At 52.7% G+C, this 15,235-nt stretch carries 12 protein-coding genes and 1 pseudogene; 4 read left to right on the forward strand and 9 right to left on the reverse strand.

Features of this window, described 5'->3' with window-relative positions:
• Positions 1 to 38: 38 nt before the first annotated feature.
• The 6 genes from asnB to wecB form a co-directional block, all read right to left on the reverse strand.
• Positions 39 to 1,877 (reverse strand): asparagine synthase (glutamine-hydrolyzing), encoded by a 1,839-nt coding sequence (gene asnB, locus JN756_RS09105; protein ID WP_201022041.1) that lies wholly within the window; start codon positions 1,875 to 1,877, stop codon positions 39 to 41.
• Positions 1,877 to 3,496 carry an O-antigen ligase family protein gene (locus JN756_RS09110; protein WP_201022042.1) on the reverse strand — a complete coding sequence of 540 codons (1,620 nt, stop codon included), beginning with the start codon at positions 3,494 to 3,496 and terminating at the stop codon, positions 1,877 to 1,879. The genes asnB and JN756_RS09110 overlap by 1 nt, the downstream gene beginning before the upstream one ends.
• 21 nt (positions 3,497 to 3,517) lie before the next feature.
• Positions 3,518 to 3,979: a serine O-acetyltransferase gene (locus JN756_RS09115; RefSeq protein ID WP_158683860.1), complete on the reverse strand. Its 462-nt coding sequence runs from the start codon at positions 3,977 to 3,979 to the stop codon at positions 3,518 to 3,520.
• A 2-nt stretch (positions 3,980 to 3,981) separates the two neighbouring features.
• On the reverse strand, positions 3,982 to 5,226 hold the full coding sequence (locus JN756_RS09120) for a hypothetical protein (RefSeq protein ID WP_104903659.1): 1,245 nt from the start codon (positions 5,224 to 5,226) through the stop codon (positions 3,982 to 3,984).
• A 132-nt stretch (positions 5,227 to 5,358) separates the two neighbouring features.
• The gene (wecC, locus tag JN756_RS09125; RefSeq protein ID WP_201022043.1) at positions 5,359 to 6,624 is read right to left on the reverse strand and encodes a UDP-N-acetyl-D-mannosamine dehydrogenase; all 1,266 of its coding nucleotides are present in this window, start codon (positions 6,622 to 6,624) and stop codon (positions 5,359 to 5,361) included.
• Between the two features lie 3 nt (positions 6,625 to 6,627).
• Complete coding sequence (wecB, locus tag JN756_RS09130; RefSeq protein WP_158683908.1) at positions 6,628 to 7,761, reverse strand: non-hydrolyzing UDP-N-acetylglucosamine 2-epimerase; 1,134 nt, start codon at positions 7,759 to 7,761, stop codon at positions 6,628 to 6,630.
• Positions 7,762 to 8,811: 1,050 nt separating this feature from the next.
• Here wecB and JN756_RS09135 point away from each other — a divergent pair.
• Together JN756_RS09135 and JN756_RS09140 are read left to right on the forward strand one after the other, a co-directional pair.
• Positions 8,812 to 10,806 (forward strand): polysaccharide biosynthesis protein, encoded by a 1,995-nt coding sequence (locus tag JN756_RS09135; protein WP_201022044.1) that lies wholly within the window; start codon positions 8,812 to 8,814, stop codon positions 10,804 to 10,806.
• Between the two features lie 110 nt (positions 10,807 to 10,916).
• Positions 10,917 to 11,249 (forward strand): ComEA family DNA-binding protein, encoded by a 333-nt coding sequence (locus JN756_RS09140; RefSeq protein ID WP_201022045.1) that lies wholly within the window; start codon positions 10,917 to 10,919, stop codon positions 11,247 to 11,249.
• Positions 11,250 to 11,386: 137 nt separating this feature from the next.
• Here the strand turns inward: JN756_RS09140 and JN756_RS09145 are convergent.
• Positions 11,387 to 11,512, reverse strand: a pseudogene (locus JN756_RS09145) (TetR/AcrR family transcriptional regulator); the annotation flags it as partial.
• A gap of 156 nt (positions 11,513 to 11,668) precedes the next feature.
• On the opposite strand from JN756_RS09145, the gene JN756_RS09150 reads away from it, so the two are divergent.
• Both JN756_RS09150 and JN756_RS09155 read left to right on the forward strand, forming a co-directional pair.
• Positions 11,669 to 12,313, forward strand: a complete 645-nt coding sequence (locus JN756_RS09150) for a GntR family transcriptional regulator (RefSeq protein WP_108524391.1) — start codon at positions 11,669 to 11,671, stop codon at positions 12,311 to 12,313.
• Positions 12,314 to 12,328: 15 nt separating this feature from the next.
• Positions 12,329 to 13,177, forward strand: coding sequence for an urea carboxylase-associated family protein (locus JN756_RS09155; RefSeq protein WP_046384258.1), 849 nt, complete (start codon positions 12,329 to 12,331; stop codon positions 13,175 to 13,177).
• A 57-nt stretch (positions 13,178 to 13,234) separates the two neighbouring features.
• On the opposite strand, the gene JN756_RS09160 is transcribed toward JN756_RS09155, so the two are convergent.
• Both JN756_RS09160 and eat read right to left on the reverse strand, forming a co-directional pair.
• Positions 13,235 to 13,402 (reverse strand): DUF2897 family protein, encoded by a 168-nt coding sequence (locus tag JN756_RS09160; RefSeq protein WP_079443146.1) that lies wholly within the window; start codon positions 13,400 to 13,402, stop codon positions 13,235 to 13,237.
• A 110-nt stretch (positions 13,403 to 13,512) separates the two neighbouring features.
• On the reverse strand, positions 13,513 to 14,877 hold the full coding sequence (eat, locus tag JN756_RS09165) for an ethanolamine permease (RefSeq protein WP_017848825.1): 1,365 nt from the start codon (positions 14,875 to 14,877) through the stop codon (positions 13,513 to 13,515).
• Positions 14,878 to 15,235 lie beyond the last annotated feature (358 nt).

Here is a 15,235-nt window from a genome sequence, read left to right on the forward strand (position 1 = left end):
GAATAGTGAGAAGTCAGATTGATTGATTTTAGTGATGCTCATGGAAAGTTATGTTTTAGCCAGCGTTCGAAGTACAACACCTGCCATAGCTTGTAGGTGTTATTGGCGGTACCCATGAAATGGTTTTTGACCAGTTTCTCTACTTCTTCAGGTCGCAGGTAAGCATAAATACGTTCGAACTCTGACAGCAGGCGTTCTGAGCCAATGCGACGGATAATGCCATCGAGAGGGGGGTTGAATCCGGTTTTTGGACGATCGACAAGTGAGGCGGGTAGCAGGCTTTTTAATAGAGTCTTAAGTGGCGCCTTGGGATTGCCGCCTTTCAACAAATCGGCACTGGAGGTCGCCAAGCCTTTCGCAACGATTCGTTCATCCAGCAGTGGAACGCGCAGCTCAATACTGGCGAGCATGCTGGCTTTGTCAGATACGCTGAGGTTATGACTGAGAAAACCTGTCAGGTCAAAGTGTTGTGCGAATTTTACCTTGTCTGCCGGATCGCCACTGTAATCAAGGAGTACGGCGTTCAAGCGTTGTTTGTAGTGGCACTCCAGCCCCGCAAAATCGCGGAAAAAGCCCTTGAGTTCTTGGCGCGAAAAATATCCCAGCATTCGAGAATAGGCCAGAGGCCAATAGCTTTCTTCGGCATAGGAAACCAGCCGCTCAAATTTCTTGTCAAGTTGCTTGGGGAATAGCTTCAGTTTCAGCAGCGCGTTCAAGACCGGGTAGAGCAGACGGATCAACCGGTGATGCTTCAGGACCTTGTAGCGTGGGTATCCAGCAAATGCTTCGTCTCCGCCCATTCCACTGAGCATCACTGTGTATCCGCTCTTCCTGGCTTCAGCCGATAAGCGGTAGGTGGCCCAGAAGGTGTAATCGGATACCAGCTCTTCTGTATTCGCGGCGACAAAATCGATCGACTCGAAAACATCATCTTTTGAATCAAGAATCTCTGTGACGACCAGCTTTTTGTGCAGGTAATCGGCGATTTCAGCTGAAAACCTCATGTCGATGACGGAGTCATCCGTTGCTTCGTACTTTGCAAAAAAAAGATCTGCTTCACCTGTGAAACTCGCCAGTATGCTCGAATCAGCGCCACCACTGAAAAATACACCGACTGGAACGTCTGCTTCCAATTGCCGCGTGACAGCGGAGCGTACATTTTCTGCAAGGCTCTGTTCTGATGTGTAGCTCGTTATGGTCTGGTGCCGCCGCGTCCTGCAGTCGCCGGTCAATAGATCGAACTCAAGGTAAGTCCCCGGCATTAGCTTTTTGATAGCTTTGTAGCCGGTGTTCGGCTCGTAGAGGAAACCGTTGTTGAAGAACTCAAAAACGTCGTCATTGTCGATCTCAGTTACGACGTCCGAATAACACTTGAGGCCACGGATTTCGGAGCAGGCATAGATGCCATATTCGCCAGTGTAGCAATATACCGGCTTTATCCCAATCACATCCCTTACCAAGAATGTTTTCTGGCGCGGTTCGTCCAGAATGACAAATGTATACATTCCTTGCAGACGTTTGAAGGCGTGGTCCCCGTGCGCTACATACAATTGAAGGATTACCTCGGTGTCGGAGGTGCCATTGAATGTGTAGCCTTGTTCGATCAACTGGTTACGTAGTTCATGATGGTTAAAGATTTCTCCATTGAATACGATGCTAATTCCATTGCCAGTAAACATCGGTTGGCTGCCAGTTGCCGAAAGATCCAAAATGCTGAGTCTATTATGACCAAGTCCAACTTGGTGGTTGGCAATTTCGGCGAAATAGGTGCCGGAAGCGTCTGGGCCACGATGCTTGGTGGCCGCGAGACTCGCTTGCAATTGGTCTCGTAGCGCAGGAGTATCGCGTTTAACCGCAAAAAAACTTAAACCGCACATTAAACTGGTTGCTCCCTATTTTGTTGGTCAGTAACTTTATTTTTTATGGCGTATTCGGTTGCTGAACATTGGGGGGTGTTCAATTCCGTGTTTTTTGCGCTGTCACTGATTTTTTGCATAGGCCATTTTTGCGCATAAATTAATCCCCATACTGTGGCGAGCAGTATGTTGAAAGAGATCAATCGAAAGACCGCAAAAAATAATCCATATATAGCCATGGTCATGACGGTTATGCGAATAACTGTCAAATAGTTGGGCTCGGATTTTAGAGTGGTCAGTTTGTACAGGGCGGGGCCCATGATAATGAGTGTGTAGGTCAGGAGTCCTAGTACTCCACTCACCATTAGCATATACAAAGGCCAGTTGTGTATGTATCCAACAAGTTCTATAAGTGATGAGCCGTCAGGTTTTTCCCAGTGCATCTCATGCTTTACACCTATTCCATTGCCGAATACGGGGCTGCTCAAAAACATGTCCCATGCAATTTCGTATTCTTTGACTCTAGATGCTACGTTGAAATCCTCTTTCTTTTTCGTGATGGTATTTAAAACGATTATTTCCGTGTTCTCTGGGGTATTTGACGAGATGGGGGCGGTAGCCATTGGCAGTGCTGCGTCGGACAGGGAATTCAAGCGCCCCAGCCAAGATTGATCCATACCGGTGGAGAAGATGAATACCAAGCCTAATACCAGTTGAGCGGTAATGTTGGCAGAAATTTTTACACGGAGATTTTTGTGAGTGACAAAAATATAGATTGAGAATAGAGCAATGGTAGCGACGCCACTGATCAACATGCTTCTCGTTAACGTGATCAGCACAGCTGTCAGGCAAAGCAATGATATGAAGGCAGTCACCAGTGCGATATATCGGTTTCGCGTTAATGTGTTGATAACAAAACCTGCGGCCATTCCAGAAGGCAGCAGTGCATCTGTCGCCTGCGGTAACAGCATGGTTATCCGGTCCCGCAGGGGGCCTACGGTATTTGCCATATTCAGTGCGGCTTCCCGTGACAACCTTATCTGTTCTCCATCCACCAACACGGTCCAGTACGGTTGCCATATATCATATTGGAAATAGTACAAAACGATATGGCCTGCGCTCAATAAGACCAGTGCGCCGATCGAGGCGCCAATCCAATAAATGTTTTTTTGCTCACCGTTGATAAGTACGCATACGGGCATGAGCGCAAATATAAATAAAAAGGGTGTAACGCCCCTGATCCAATCTTGTACAGGGACATGATGTTTCATCGCAATCAATAAGTTGAGGCACAGTAACCCAATGCCGATCAAAAGTGGCCAGGCAAAGAAACGAAAAATGGATTTTATGCTTCGGATACGAAGAAGTCTGATAAAGGTGCTGACAAACACCGTTGCCGTGAGTGCGGCAAATATTAACTCTTGGGTACCTACGGATGGCGGCGCGGGGCGCAGCGCAAATACCAGCGGGAATAATGCCAATAAACCGTGCCATGGCGAAGCGACGGCGGCCAGCACTAGGAACAGGCCTCCTAGTATGCCGATATAAAAAAGCACACCGGCATTCTGCGTAAGTAGAATAGCAACGCAGGCTGACATTGCAATCATCAGGCTGCTTTTAAAGTAGTCACTGCCATTCATCGCGATGCTCCAATTGCCATATCAGGGGCGTATTGCCTTGTAGTCTGCGGACGTTTGTCCGACAATTCTGGCCGGAACTCCTACAACGATTGAGTTGTCAGGGATATCCTTTAGTACTACAGCTGAAGCGCCAATTTGACAGTTGTCACCGATTTTTATATCGCCAATGATCTTGGCGCCCGCTCCGATATAGCAGTTATGCCCAATGACCGGGCATCGATTGATCTCACTTGTTACATAACCTTCGGCAGCGCCAATCGTGATTCCCTGACCCAGTACACATCCGTCCCCCACTTTGGCATTCGCATGGAGCACGACCCCAATCGCACCGTAAGCGAAAATGGTGCCCTTTCCGATATTTGCCGAAACCGGGATGTACGAGTTGAACAACAGAAAGATCAGGTTGCGAACAAAGCCCGGCAAGACGGGGATTCGGCGCTGGTAGAACCAATGGCCTATTCGATATAGTTTCACTGCATTCACTGTCAAAACCTCAATGTGCGAAGATCAGCCAGTCGAAGCCGAAGTACTCCTGCTGCGATAATTGTAAGCGAACCCATATAAAGTACGCCCCAGATCAAGCTGATGTCTTTCATGATTACTGCAATTGGCGAAAGTAGTGCTACCCAGAAAACCACTGACAACCGGATTCCGGGTTGGCACATAACATGCAGAAATAACAGGTACGCCGAGAATCCTATAGCGTAAAAGAGCTCTGCCTGCTTAAGACCGTGAACAAAGAGAATCATTCCGGCCACTGCCAGGGGGGCAATGATCAGGTTGACGACGATGACCTTGCGATGAAGTCCGCAGGCCACTAGGTAGCGTTCTGTCACTACAGACCAGTAAAGCACAGGTAAGCAGGGTAGCATCGCTAAGTAGGCGGAATACTGGGGAAATAGCCAGCCGGCTGCGTAACCTGTCAGTCCTGCCAGAGCAAAGTACAGTAGCGCCGTTGACATGATGATTTTATATTGCTCCTGGCGCTGGCTGCCAGAAACGAAAGCGACGAATACTGCCCTGACATTGATGGGAAATAAACTTGTCGCCGATTGAATGATTGATACGATCACCCGGAAAAGTCCCAGATCTCGGACGGGAAGGCTTTTTGAAAGGATAAAAGGGAGGATATTGGTAAATAGATTGAATACCAGAGTGATGGATACCATTCTCGGTAGTAATACCACGACGTTTTTGCAAGTAGACAGTAGCTGTTTCCCCATGGGCAACCGTGCGCCATGACAGACCAGTACCGCAATCGCAAACAAGCAGGGCAGCAGGTTCGTCAGAATTAGCACATCAACGATGTTCAATGGCAATATTTTTTGGTAACTGATGAGAAGCGCCGAGAAAAACACACATAGGAAAATCATCAGATAGCCGACAATCCACCGTTGAAGGCGTAGGCCGAAGAGCGATAACAAGCATGCTGAACTGAGCAGCATCACGCCTAATAACAAAGGATTGCCGATGCTATCGATAAGATTCATCGCGCTGAAAAGTAGAAAAATCAACACCGCCATAAACAGTGAGGTGACGAGTATGTACTCGGCCTCCACGCTGGCAATGAGTTGTTCGTTGATGATGTCTAGAAGCTTCTGAAATAGAAATACCAGTACGTTAGCCTTAATAAAGGCGCCATAAGCTTCCAGGCCATACAGTCCTGGGATGACAAAATTGACAACTAATCCACTTAACAGTGTCAGCGCCTGAATCAGTAGATTGAACATGCTAAGACCTCGTCAACCTTATTACGACAAATGCTATTCCACGAGTACCTGATGACCGCTATTGCGTCATCGCATAAGATCTGGCGGAAACCTGTGTTTTCCGCCAGACCAGTATGTTTGAGCCTGATGCCTTCAGGCCCAGACGCCGCGGGTATCAATGACTTGTCGTGATGACAATTGGTCTTTTGAGATGTTCTTGAACGGACTGTGGTCCACAAGCAGAACAACGACATCAGCCAAGGACAGCGCGTTATCAATGTCGCTCAATGCTGCAAGACCGTTCAGGCGTTCTGGTATTTGTTCGATGTTGGGCTCCACCGCCAGCACGGTACCTGGGTGGTTTTTTGCGATTTGCACCGCAATTTCCAGGGATGGGCTTTCACGAAGGTCGTCGATGTTTGGCTTGAATGCCAGGCCCAGGCAAGCGATTGTCACATCTTTGGCTGTCTTGGAGGGATGCGCCTGCAGGAACTTACCAATCGCAAGCCTTACTTGGTCCAGTACCCATGTTGGCTTACTATCATTCACTTCGCGAGCGGTCCGGATCAGGCGCGCATCATCAGGCGTCTTACTGACAATAAACCAAGGATCGACAGCAATGCAGTGTCCGCCAACACCAGGGCCCGGTTGCAGAATGTTGACTCGCGGGTGGTGGTTGGCCAAGCGAATCAGTTCCCAAACACTAATCTCAAGTTTTTTGCAAATCATCGACAGTTCATTGGCAAAAGCAATGTTCACATCGCGGAAACTGTTTTCAGTGAGCTTGCACATTTCGGCTGTGCGTGCGTCGGTAATGATGCATTCGCCCTTAACGAATGTTTGATATAAGCGCTTTGCGGCTTCCGAGCATTTTCTGGTCAGGCCGCCGATGATCCGATCATTCTCAATCAACTCTCGTAACACGTGCCCAGGCAGGACGCGTTCTGGACAATGCGCAATACGGATATCCGATCCTTCGCCCAGCGTCTGCGGGAAGCTCAGGTCTGGCCGTGCTTGCGCCAGCCACGCGGACATTTGCTCAGTGGCTCCCACAGGAGAAGTCGATTCGAGGATTACCAGGTCGCCTCTCTTCAGTACCGGGGCGATGGATTTACTAGCCGCTTCAATATAAGAGAGATCAGGCTCGTGGTCGCCCTTGAAGGGGGTCGGCACTGCAATCAGGAACGCATCGGCGGGTTCGGCGATGGTGGTCGCCCTCAGATAGCCTTCAGTTACCGCGGTGCGTACGACGATGTCCAAATCCGGTTCGATAATATGGATATCACCGCGGTTGATCGTGGCTACCGCTTGTGCGTTGACATCGACGCCGATAACTTTTTTCTTTCTTGCTGCGAAAACGGCGGCAGTAGGGAGTCCGATGTAGCCTAGGCCGACTACAGAAATAGTTTCAAAGCTCATGGATTAGCCTTTTTTGATTTGGGAAAGAGCTTCAAGGATCCGAGCGGATGCCTTTCCGTCGCCGTAAGGGTTGTGCGCGAAGCTCATCTGGTGATAAGCGTCAGGGTCCGTCAGAAGACTGCGCAGATTATTTGTAATGACCTCAATGTCGGTACCGACCAACCTGACGGTACCCGCTTCGACGGCTTCCGGGCGCTCAGTAGTGTCGCGCATGACCAGCACAGGTTTGCCCAGTGATGGAGCTTCCTCTTGTATGCCGCCTGAGTCGCTGAGAATCAGGTGCGAACGCTCCATCAAATAGACGAATGGCAAATAATCCAGGGGCTCGATCAAATGAACATTTTGAATGCCCGCCAACAATCGATTGACCGGCTCGCGTACGTTTGGATTCAGGTGAACGGGATAGACGATCTGGACGTCAGGAAAGTCTTTGGCCGTTTTGATCAGGGCCTGGCAAATTTTCTCGAAACCGTCGCCAAAGCTTTCGCGACGGTGGCCGGTGACGAGGATGATTCGTTTTTCTTCACCCAGGAATGAAAACTGTTGGTGAAACTTCTGTTGCAGAGCGGGGCTGTTTTTGATTCTTGCCACAACCTCAAGCAGCGCATCAATGACGGTATTGCCAGTCACATGGATGCATCCAGCATCAACCCCTTCTCTCAGCAGGTTCTGCCTGGACGTTTCTGTAGGAGCGAAATGTACAGCCGCGAGTGCGCCGGTCAACTTGCGGTTGGCTTCTTCTGGCCACGGTGAGTAGAGATTGCCGGTGCGCAGACCTGCCTCGACGTGAGCGACGGGGATCTGGTGATAATAAGCCGCTAGTGTTGTCGCGAACGTCGTCGCTGTATCCCCATGCACCAAGACGATATCGGGTTTGAATTTGGCGAAGACACCTTTCATCCCTTGTAAAATGCTGCTGGTGACATCAGTTAGATCCTGGCCCGACTTCATGATATTGAGATCGAAGTTCGGAGCGATCTCAAACAGGTTGAGCACCTGATCCAGCATTTCGCGATGTTGTCCGGTTACGCAGACCTTGGCATCGAAGCGCTCGTCTGCAGCAAGTCTCAGCGCCAAAGGGGCCATTTTAATTGCTTCAGGACGCGTGCCGAACACACACAAGGTTTTCAAGATCATTGCCACACCAGTGTTAAAAATGAATTTCACCACACGCTTCTGTTAATCATGCGGCGGGGGAGTCGTAAATTTTTATAGTTCCTTGAACGTCTAAGCTTTTTTGATAACGTGTTTACTCACTTCTCTTCGCTGCTTTTTACATGACAGGGGGCGAACGCCTGCCTGTATTTTTTTCAAAAGCCCATCTAGAGCCCGTTTTGTGAGTCGACGCTGGATTCGGGGTTGCTGTAAGGGGTTTCTTACAGCTGGGTATTGCATTTGAATCAGCGCCCTCTTGTTGCACCCTTGCTGCGTTGCGCATGGACTGGCATCGTTGGCATGGCTATTCGTACAAAATGACGTTTGAGGTCACGGATGCGTCTACAACGCATGTCTATCATTTTTTTGTGACGTTTCATTGCTGAATTTCTGATGTGATTAAGATTATAGCCTTCTTTTCCAATGGTTTTTCAAGGCCGTGATATTTCTGGCGGTTGGCAGTAGGGATTTGCATGGCGTCATCTTTTTTTGCAGTCAATGTGTTTGGAGCAATCACACTGCGCCTTAGGTGTCTTTGATTAAAGTAATAAAAAATGTAAATATTTCAGTTTTTTAATCTGACCAATTTAGACACTAGCATTACAGAGACTGGGGTGTGAATCCTAGTGCGCCGATTATACTGGTTTTGTGTGACCGTCATCGGCGCGGGGGCGGGGGCGGGTAAGATTGACGAATCTCGCGAGTGTCTCTGAGTTTTCCTACGCATGGATTGGCCTGCCAACAACGTGTACGTGCGCTTCGGGTCAGCCAGTCGGTTGCCCCTGGCTCAGGGAATGCAGAGGATTTGTGGTACAACCTGAGTATCATATCGGGATTGGATCTGTGGTGAGTCGTAAGGCCCCGCCTCGTTTCTGGTTCCCGTGCCGGATGAGCCTTTTTTGTGCTTCGGGTGCCACGCCTGTATGGCGCTTGTTCAGCACCGATCAATCATCGTAAATCGATTTTTGGCGGACTCAAGGGTAGCTGTTCATTTTTTGATTTTGGAAGACTGGAGAGGTGTTCGAGAGGGTCATGGATAAGGTAAGAGTTTTTTTATTGAATCTTCCGCGCCGACACAAGCGCATTCTGCAAGTGCTTGCAGATGTGGTGCTTGTATGGCTTTCGTTGTGGATGGCTTTTGTCGTCCGTCTCGGCATTTTCGAAATGAACGAGCCTGTTCGGCATCACTTGTGGCTGTTTGTGAGTGCTCCTATCGTCGCTGTCCCGCTGTTTATCCGTTTTGGCATGTACCGGGCGGTGATGCGCTATTTCGGCAATGATGCGCTTGTCACAATCATCAAAGCAGTCAGTCTTTCCTCGCTCATCCTCGGTATGTTCGTCTATGTCTATAGCAATCATCAGATAGTTGTCCCGCGCTCGGTTATTTTTAACTACTGGTGGTTGAGCATGATTATGATTGGCGGCTTGCGCTTGGCAATGCGTCAATATTTTTTGGGGGACTGGTTTACCGGAGTGCAGCATGTTCCGTTCACTAGTCGCGATGACGGCTTGACGAAGGTTGCTATCTACGGTGCCGGTTCAGCGGGCAACCAACTGGTTGCAGCATTACGCATGGGCCGAGTCATGCGTCCTGTCGCGTTCATCGACGATGACAGGAGCATTGCCGGTCGTGTGATTTCAGGCTTGCAAGTGTTCAAGCCCAAACATATCGAGCAGATGATCGACGCCACAGGCGCACAGGAAATCCTGCTGGCGGTGCCGTCGGCAAATCGGGGGCGCAGGCGAGAAATTCTGAGCTATCTTGAACGTTTCCCGCTTCATGTTCGCAGCGTTCCGGGCTTCATGGATCTTGCGAGTGGTCGAGTCAAAGTGGACGACATCCAAGAAGTGGATATCGCCGACCTGTTGGGGCGCGACGCCGTACCTGCTCAAGAGGATCTCCTTGAGCGTTGCATCGTCGGCCAGTCGGTGATGGTCACGGGCGCAGGTGGATCAATTGGTTCGGAGCTTTGTCGCCAGATCCTTGCACTAAAGCCCACGACGCTGCTGCTGTATGAGCATAGCGAATTCAATCTTTACAGCATTTTATCTGAGCTTGAGTACCGAGTCGCACGCGAGTCATTGCCGGTTAAGCTGTTACCGATGCTGGGCTCTGTGCGCAACGAGACTAAGTTGCTTGATGTGATGAAATGCTGGCATATCGACACGGTTTACCATGCCGCCGCTTATAAGCATGTTCCGATTGTCGAGCACAATATTGCCGAAGGCGTGTTGAACAATGTCATTGGCACGCTCAATACCGCCCAGGCTGCTCTTCAGGCGGGGGTAGCTAACTTTGTACTGATTTCCACCGACAAAGCTGTTCGTCCTACCAATGTGATGGGCAGTACAAAACGACTTGCAGAACTGGCATTACAGGCGCTCAGCCGTGAGAAAGCGCCGGTTATATTCGGTGATAGGTCGGGTGTTTCCCGCGTCAACAAGACTCGCTTCACGATGGTGAGATTCGGTAATGTGCTGGGTTCATCAGGCTCCGTCATTCCGCTTTTTCACAAACAAATCAAGTCCGGCGGCCCTTTGACCGTCACTCACCCAAAAATCACACGCTATTTCATGACGATCCCCGAAGCGGCACAGTTGGTCATCCAGGCCGGCTCCATGGGGCTGGGCGGTGATGTATTTGTGCTGGATATGGGCGAGCCGGTGAAAATTGTCGAGTTGGCGGAGAAAATGATTCACCTTTCCGGCCTGAGCGTTCGTTCCGACAAAAATCCCCATGGCGATATCGCCATTGAATTCACTGGGCTGCGTCCTGGCGAAAAACTTTATGAAGAGTTGCTTATCGGCGACAACGTAGTCGCCACGCAGCATCCGATGATCATGAGTGCCAATGAAGACTTCCTGTCATGGGATGTCCTGAAAGGCAAATTGAGTGAGCTGCTTGCAGCGGTAGATGCGGATGATTACTCCCGCGTCCGCCAACTCTTGCGTGACACCGTCAGTGGTTACTCTCCCGATGGCGAAATTGTCGACCTGATCTATCAACGGCACCGGCTTGAACCCTGAATTCACACGCTGTAACGCAGCCATTTTTGACTCTCTACGCACATCACCTAAGTTAGAGAAGCAGCTTTGGAAAAGCTGCTTTCACTCATTGATGTCATGGAGCGTCACTCATGCCAAACGCTTGTTTTTCCTCCCTCGTTTTCGCCCTCCTTGCGAGCATCTCGGTAGCAACTACCGCGGCGCCTGCGATCACGCCCGAGCCCGCTACCATCCGCTCTGGCCAGATGAACCCGGTGGAGCAGTCCACCAAGGTCAATCTCAACGCTGCAGATGCTGAAGCCTTGCAACGTGATCTCCTGGGCATTGGCGCCGCAAAGGCGAGGGCTATCGTTGCTTACCGCAACAGCAACGGCCCTTTCAAGGCGCTTGATGAGTTGTTGGAGGTTAAGGGGATCGGCAAGGCACTGCTGGAGCGGAATCGCGACAGGCTAGCGATCAACTAAGGGGGCAATGTTCGCCGAGGAGGCCGGTTATTGACCGGCCTTTTTATAGTGCAATAGCTGCGCCTTCAAACGTTCACGTACCCGCCCATGATGCGCGTCGCCAATTCAGCGCTCTCGACACTTCTGCCCAGCACCCCTTCATCCTTGGATTTGAGATGTGCATAGAACCCGCCATGGGTCAGGTTCAGTGCTTTCATCAAGGGCGGCTGGCCGGTGGCGCCGACGCCATCGCGGCAAAAGCAAACGGAGGCTTCCTTGATGATACGGGTTAGAGCGTTGTGGTCGTGTGAATAGCGCGTAGCCTGCCTCGTAGACGTGCCGACATGTTAACCAAGCTGAACTTTTACCCACGGGGTGGGCGTTGGCATGAAAAGTGATTACTCACACAGGGAGGATTGTTCAACAATCGTGAGGTAACGATGACACTCAGCTTGTCCTTAGCCGACCAGATCGCCCTGGAGCTGCGTGCCGACATCATCGGTGGCCGACTGTTGCCCGGAATGGCATTGGTCGAAGCCGAGCTGGTCAAGGCCTATAACGCGTCGCGTAATACGATTCGTGAGGCATTGCACCGTCTGGGCCAGGAAGGGTTGACGCGCTACGTGCGCAACAAGGGCGTGGTGGTTCGTCGGTTGGAGCGCGAAGAGGTGCGTGATTTATTTGTCGTCCGCCGCACGCTCGAATTACAGGCCATTGCCCAGAGCGGTGCGTTCACCCAGGATCAATCCGAGCGTATGCAAAACGCCATCGAGGCCACCGCGCTGGCCCGGGAGCGTGAGGACTGGCGTGCGGTTGCGACCCACAGCCTGTTGGTGCATCAGCAGATTGTCGGGCTGATGCGCAGCCCGTTGTTCGACGAGTTTTTCGCCCAGGTGGTCGCGCAGTTGCGTCTGGTGTTTTGCGCGGCACCCGATGAGCAACGTTTCCAGGCGCCCTGGCTGGAGCGTGATCGTGAGCTGTACGACCTGCTGGTCCACGGCGACAAATCGGCGGCCGGGGAGGCGATGAGCGTGTACCTGGATGATTCAGAACGGCAGTCGTTGGCCCTGTTTACTTTCCCTTGATCGAGGATTTGCCCCATGTACAAAGACTATCCAGCCGCTTACCAGGTCAGCAAAGGTTCGGCGTTGCAGGTCGACACCGCGTTTTACGAACGTATCCGTGAGCGCAAGGATCAACGCACCTTGGTCGAACAGTTCGAGGTGCCGATTCGCACGGGCAGGGCGTGGAAGGTGCCGGCCGGGCATGTGTTCCGTGTGACTACGCCGGTGGGGCCGCAGGTGGGCGACTTCAATGTGTGGAACGCCAACGACCCGCGCGAACGCCTGTGGGCTGCGCGCACGCGTCAGTTGCAGGGCGCGCATGTCAGCACTCATGACCGGCTGTGGTCGAATCTGCCATTTCTGCGGCCGCTGGTGACGATCACCGATGACAGCCTGGCCAGCTACGGCATTGATGAGCACGGCGGGCGCCTGCATGATTTGCTCGGTACGCGCTGCGATCCGTATGTGAACCGCATGCTCACTGGTGAAGATTTCCATCATCACTGTCACTCGAACCTGACCCGTGCGGTGTTGCCTCACGGTCTGACGGAATTTGACGTGCATGACGTGCTGAACATCTTCCAATGCACCGGCCTCAATCACGACGACATGTATTTCATGAAAGCCTGTCCGGCGCAGAAGGGCGATTACCTGGAGTTTTTTGCCGAGATTGATTTGTTGTGTGCGCTGTCGACCTGCCCGGGCGGGGATCTGTCGCTGCCGATGTGGGGCCCGGATGCACAGGACCCGCTGACGGTGTGTCGTCCGCTGGGGGTTGAGATTTATCGACTGGAAGCCGAGTTGCTGAACGGCTGGAGTCAGCCGGAGCGTGCTGCTTATAAAGGGCAGCACGGTTTGCAGATTGCCAAGGCGGAATGGGAGTAGGGCAGAAGAGGGGCTGCTTCGCCGCCCGACGGGAGCAAGCGCCCTCGCCACATGGGATCAGCGGTCCTGCCCATCCTTGGCATCCGCCTGCGCATTGCGCTCGGCCACGCGTTTGCGTTGTTCGTCGGTGAGTTCCACTTTGTTGGCGCTGTCACGCAGCATCAGCAGCCCGCCGACGATCGACCCGATCGCAACCACCATAATCAACCATGCATACCACGGCATAACGCTCTCCTTGAGGCAGATTGCCGTGGGAGGTTTTTCCCACGGTAATAACTGCTTTGAGTTACAGGCTTTCTGAGTAGTTCAGTGTAGGCCTGTTCCGCCTCAAAACCTTAGAGCCCGGTCAACATTGCATCTGCCGGTGCCGCGGCGCGGTCGTGCGCGGTCATCTGGAAGTAGATGAAGCCGACCACCATGAAGCCGAGGAAGATCATGCCGATCAGCGCGTTGAACCAGGCCATGGCCACCAGGCACACCACCGCCAGCACCAGCGCGATGCCCGGCACGATCGGGTAGCCCGGAGCGCGGAAGGTGCGTTCCAGCAGCGGTTCGGTCTTACGCAGTTTGAACAGGCTGAGCATGCTCATGATGTACATCACGATGGCGCCGAATACGGCCATGGTGATCATTGCTGCAGTCAGGGTCATGCCGCCCAGGTTGATCAAACCGTCGCTGTAGATGGCGGCAATACCGACCACGCCGCCAGCGATGATTGCCCGGTGCGGTGTATGAAAACGCGACAGCTTGGCCAGGAACGACGGCAGGTAGCCGGCCCGAGCCAGGGCGAAGAATTGGCGCGAGTAGCCAAGGATGATGCCGTGGAAGCTCGCTACCAGCCCGAACAGGCCGATCCACACCAGCATGTGCAGCCAGCCGGAGCTTTCGCCTACTACGGTTTTCATCGCCTGGGGCAGCGGGTCGTTGATGTTCGACAGGGTGCGCCAGTCGCCCACGCCGCCGGCGAAGAACATCACGCCCATGGCCAGGATCACCAGGGTCAGGATGCCGCTGATGTAGGCTTTTGGAATGGTGCGCTTCGGATCTTTCGCTTCCTCGGCCGCCATGGCCGCGCCTTCGATGGCGAGGAAGAACCAGATCGCGAAGGGGATCGCCGCGAACATTCCGGCAATCGCCGGGGCCCCGAAGGTGTCGGAGCCGGCCCAGCCATTAAGGGCGAAGTTGCTGAAGCTGAACGCGGGGGCGACCACGCCCATGAACACCAGCAGTTCGGCGACGGCGAGTACGCACACCACCAGTTCGAAGGTGGCGGCGAGTTTCACGCCGAGGATGTTCAGGCCCATGAACACGATGTAGGCGCCGACGGCGGCGTGTTTCGGATCGAGTGCGGGAAACTGCACATTCAGATACGCACCGATGGCCAAGGCGATGGCGGGCGGGGCGAACACGAATTCGATCAGGGTCGCCAGGCCGGCGATCAGGCCGCCTTTCTCACCAAACGCGCGGCGGCTGTAGGCAAAGGGCCCACCTGCGTGGGGAATGGCGGTGGTCAGTTCGGTGAAACTGAAGATAAAGCAGGTGTACATCGCGGCGACCATCAACGAGGTCACCAGGAAGCCCAAGGTCCCTGCCACGCCCCAGCCATAGCTCCAGCCGAAGTATTCCCCGGAAATCACCAGCCCGACCGCGATGCCCCACAAATGCAGGGTGCCCAAGGTGGGTTTGAGTTGTGTGTTCATCGTATTGCGCTCCCTGAACCGGTTGGAATGATTCAAGGTGTTGCAGCGGCCATGCCAGCCTGAGAATCATTGTCGTAAAGCTGCGCTACTGTCGTTTGGGGGATGGTTTGGCGTTTGAAATTTCCTGTTGCTGCACCAGATAAGTGCGGCGGTGACTGTGCCGGTGCTATCGGGAGCAAGCTCCCTCCCACACTTGACCGAGTTGTCACGCCGAGCGCCGATCAACCTGTGGGAGGGGGCTTGCTCCCGATAGCGCCCGCCCAGGCACCGAAACCCCCGGTGTAAACCCCGCATAAACCCACTCTTTACGCCATCTTTACGCCCCACCCAGCCCCTCGCTCTCGTTCCTTTACACCAC

This window comes from Pseudomonas sp. Y39-6, from assembly GCF_023651955.1.
Taxonomy (GTDB): domain Bacteria; phylum Pseudomonadota; class Gammaproteobacteria; order Pseudomonadales; family Pseudomonadaceae; genus Aquipseudomonas; species Aquipseudomonas veronii.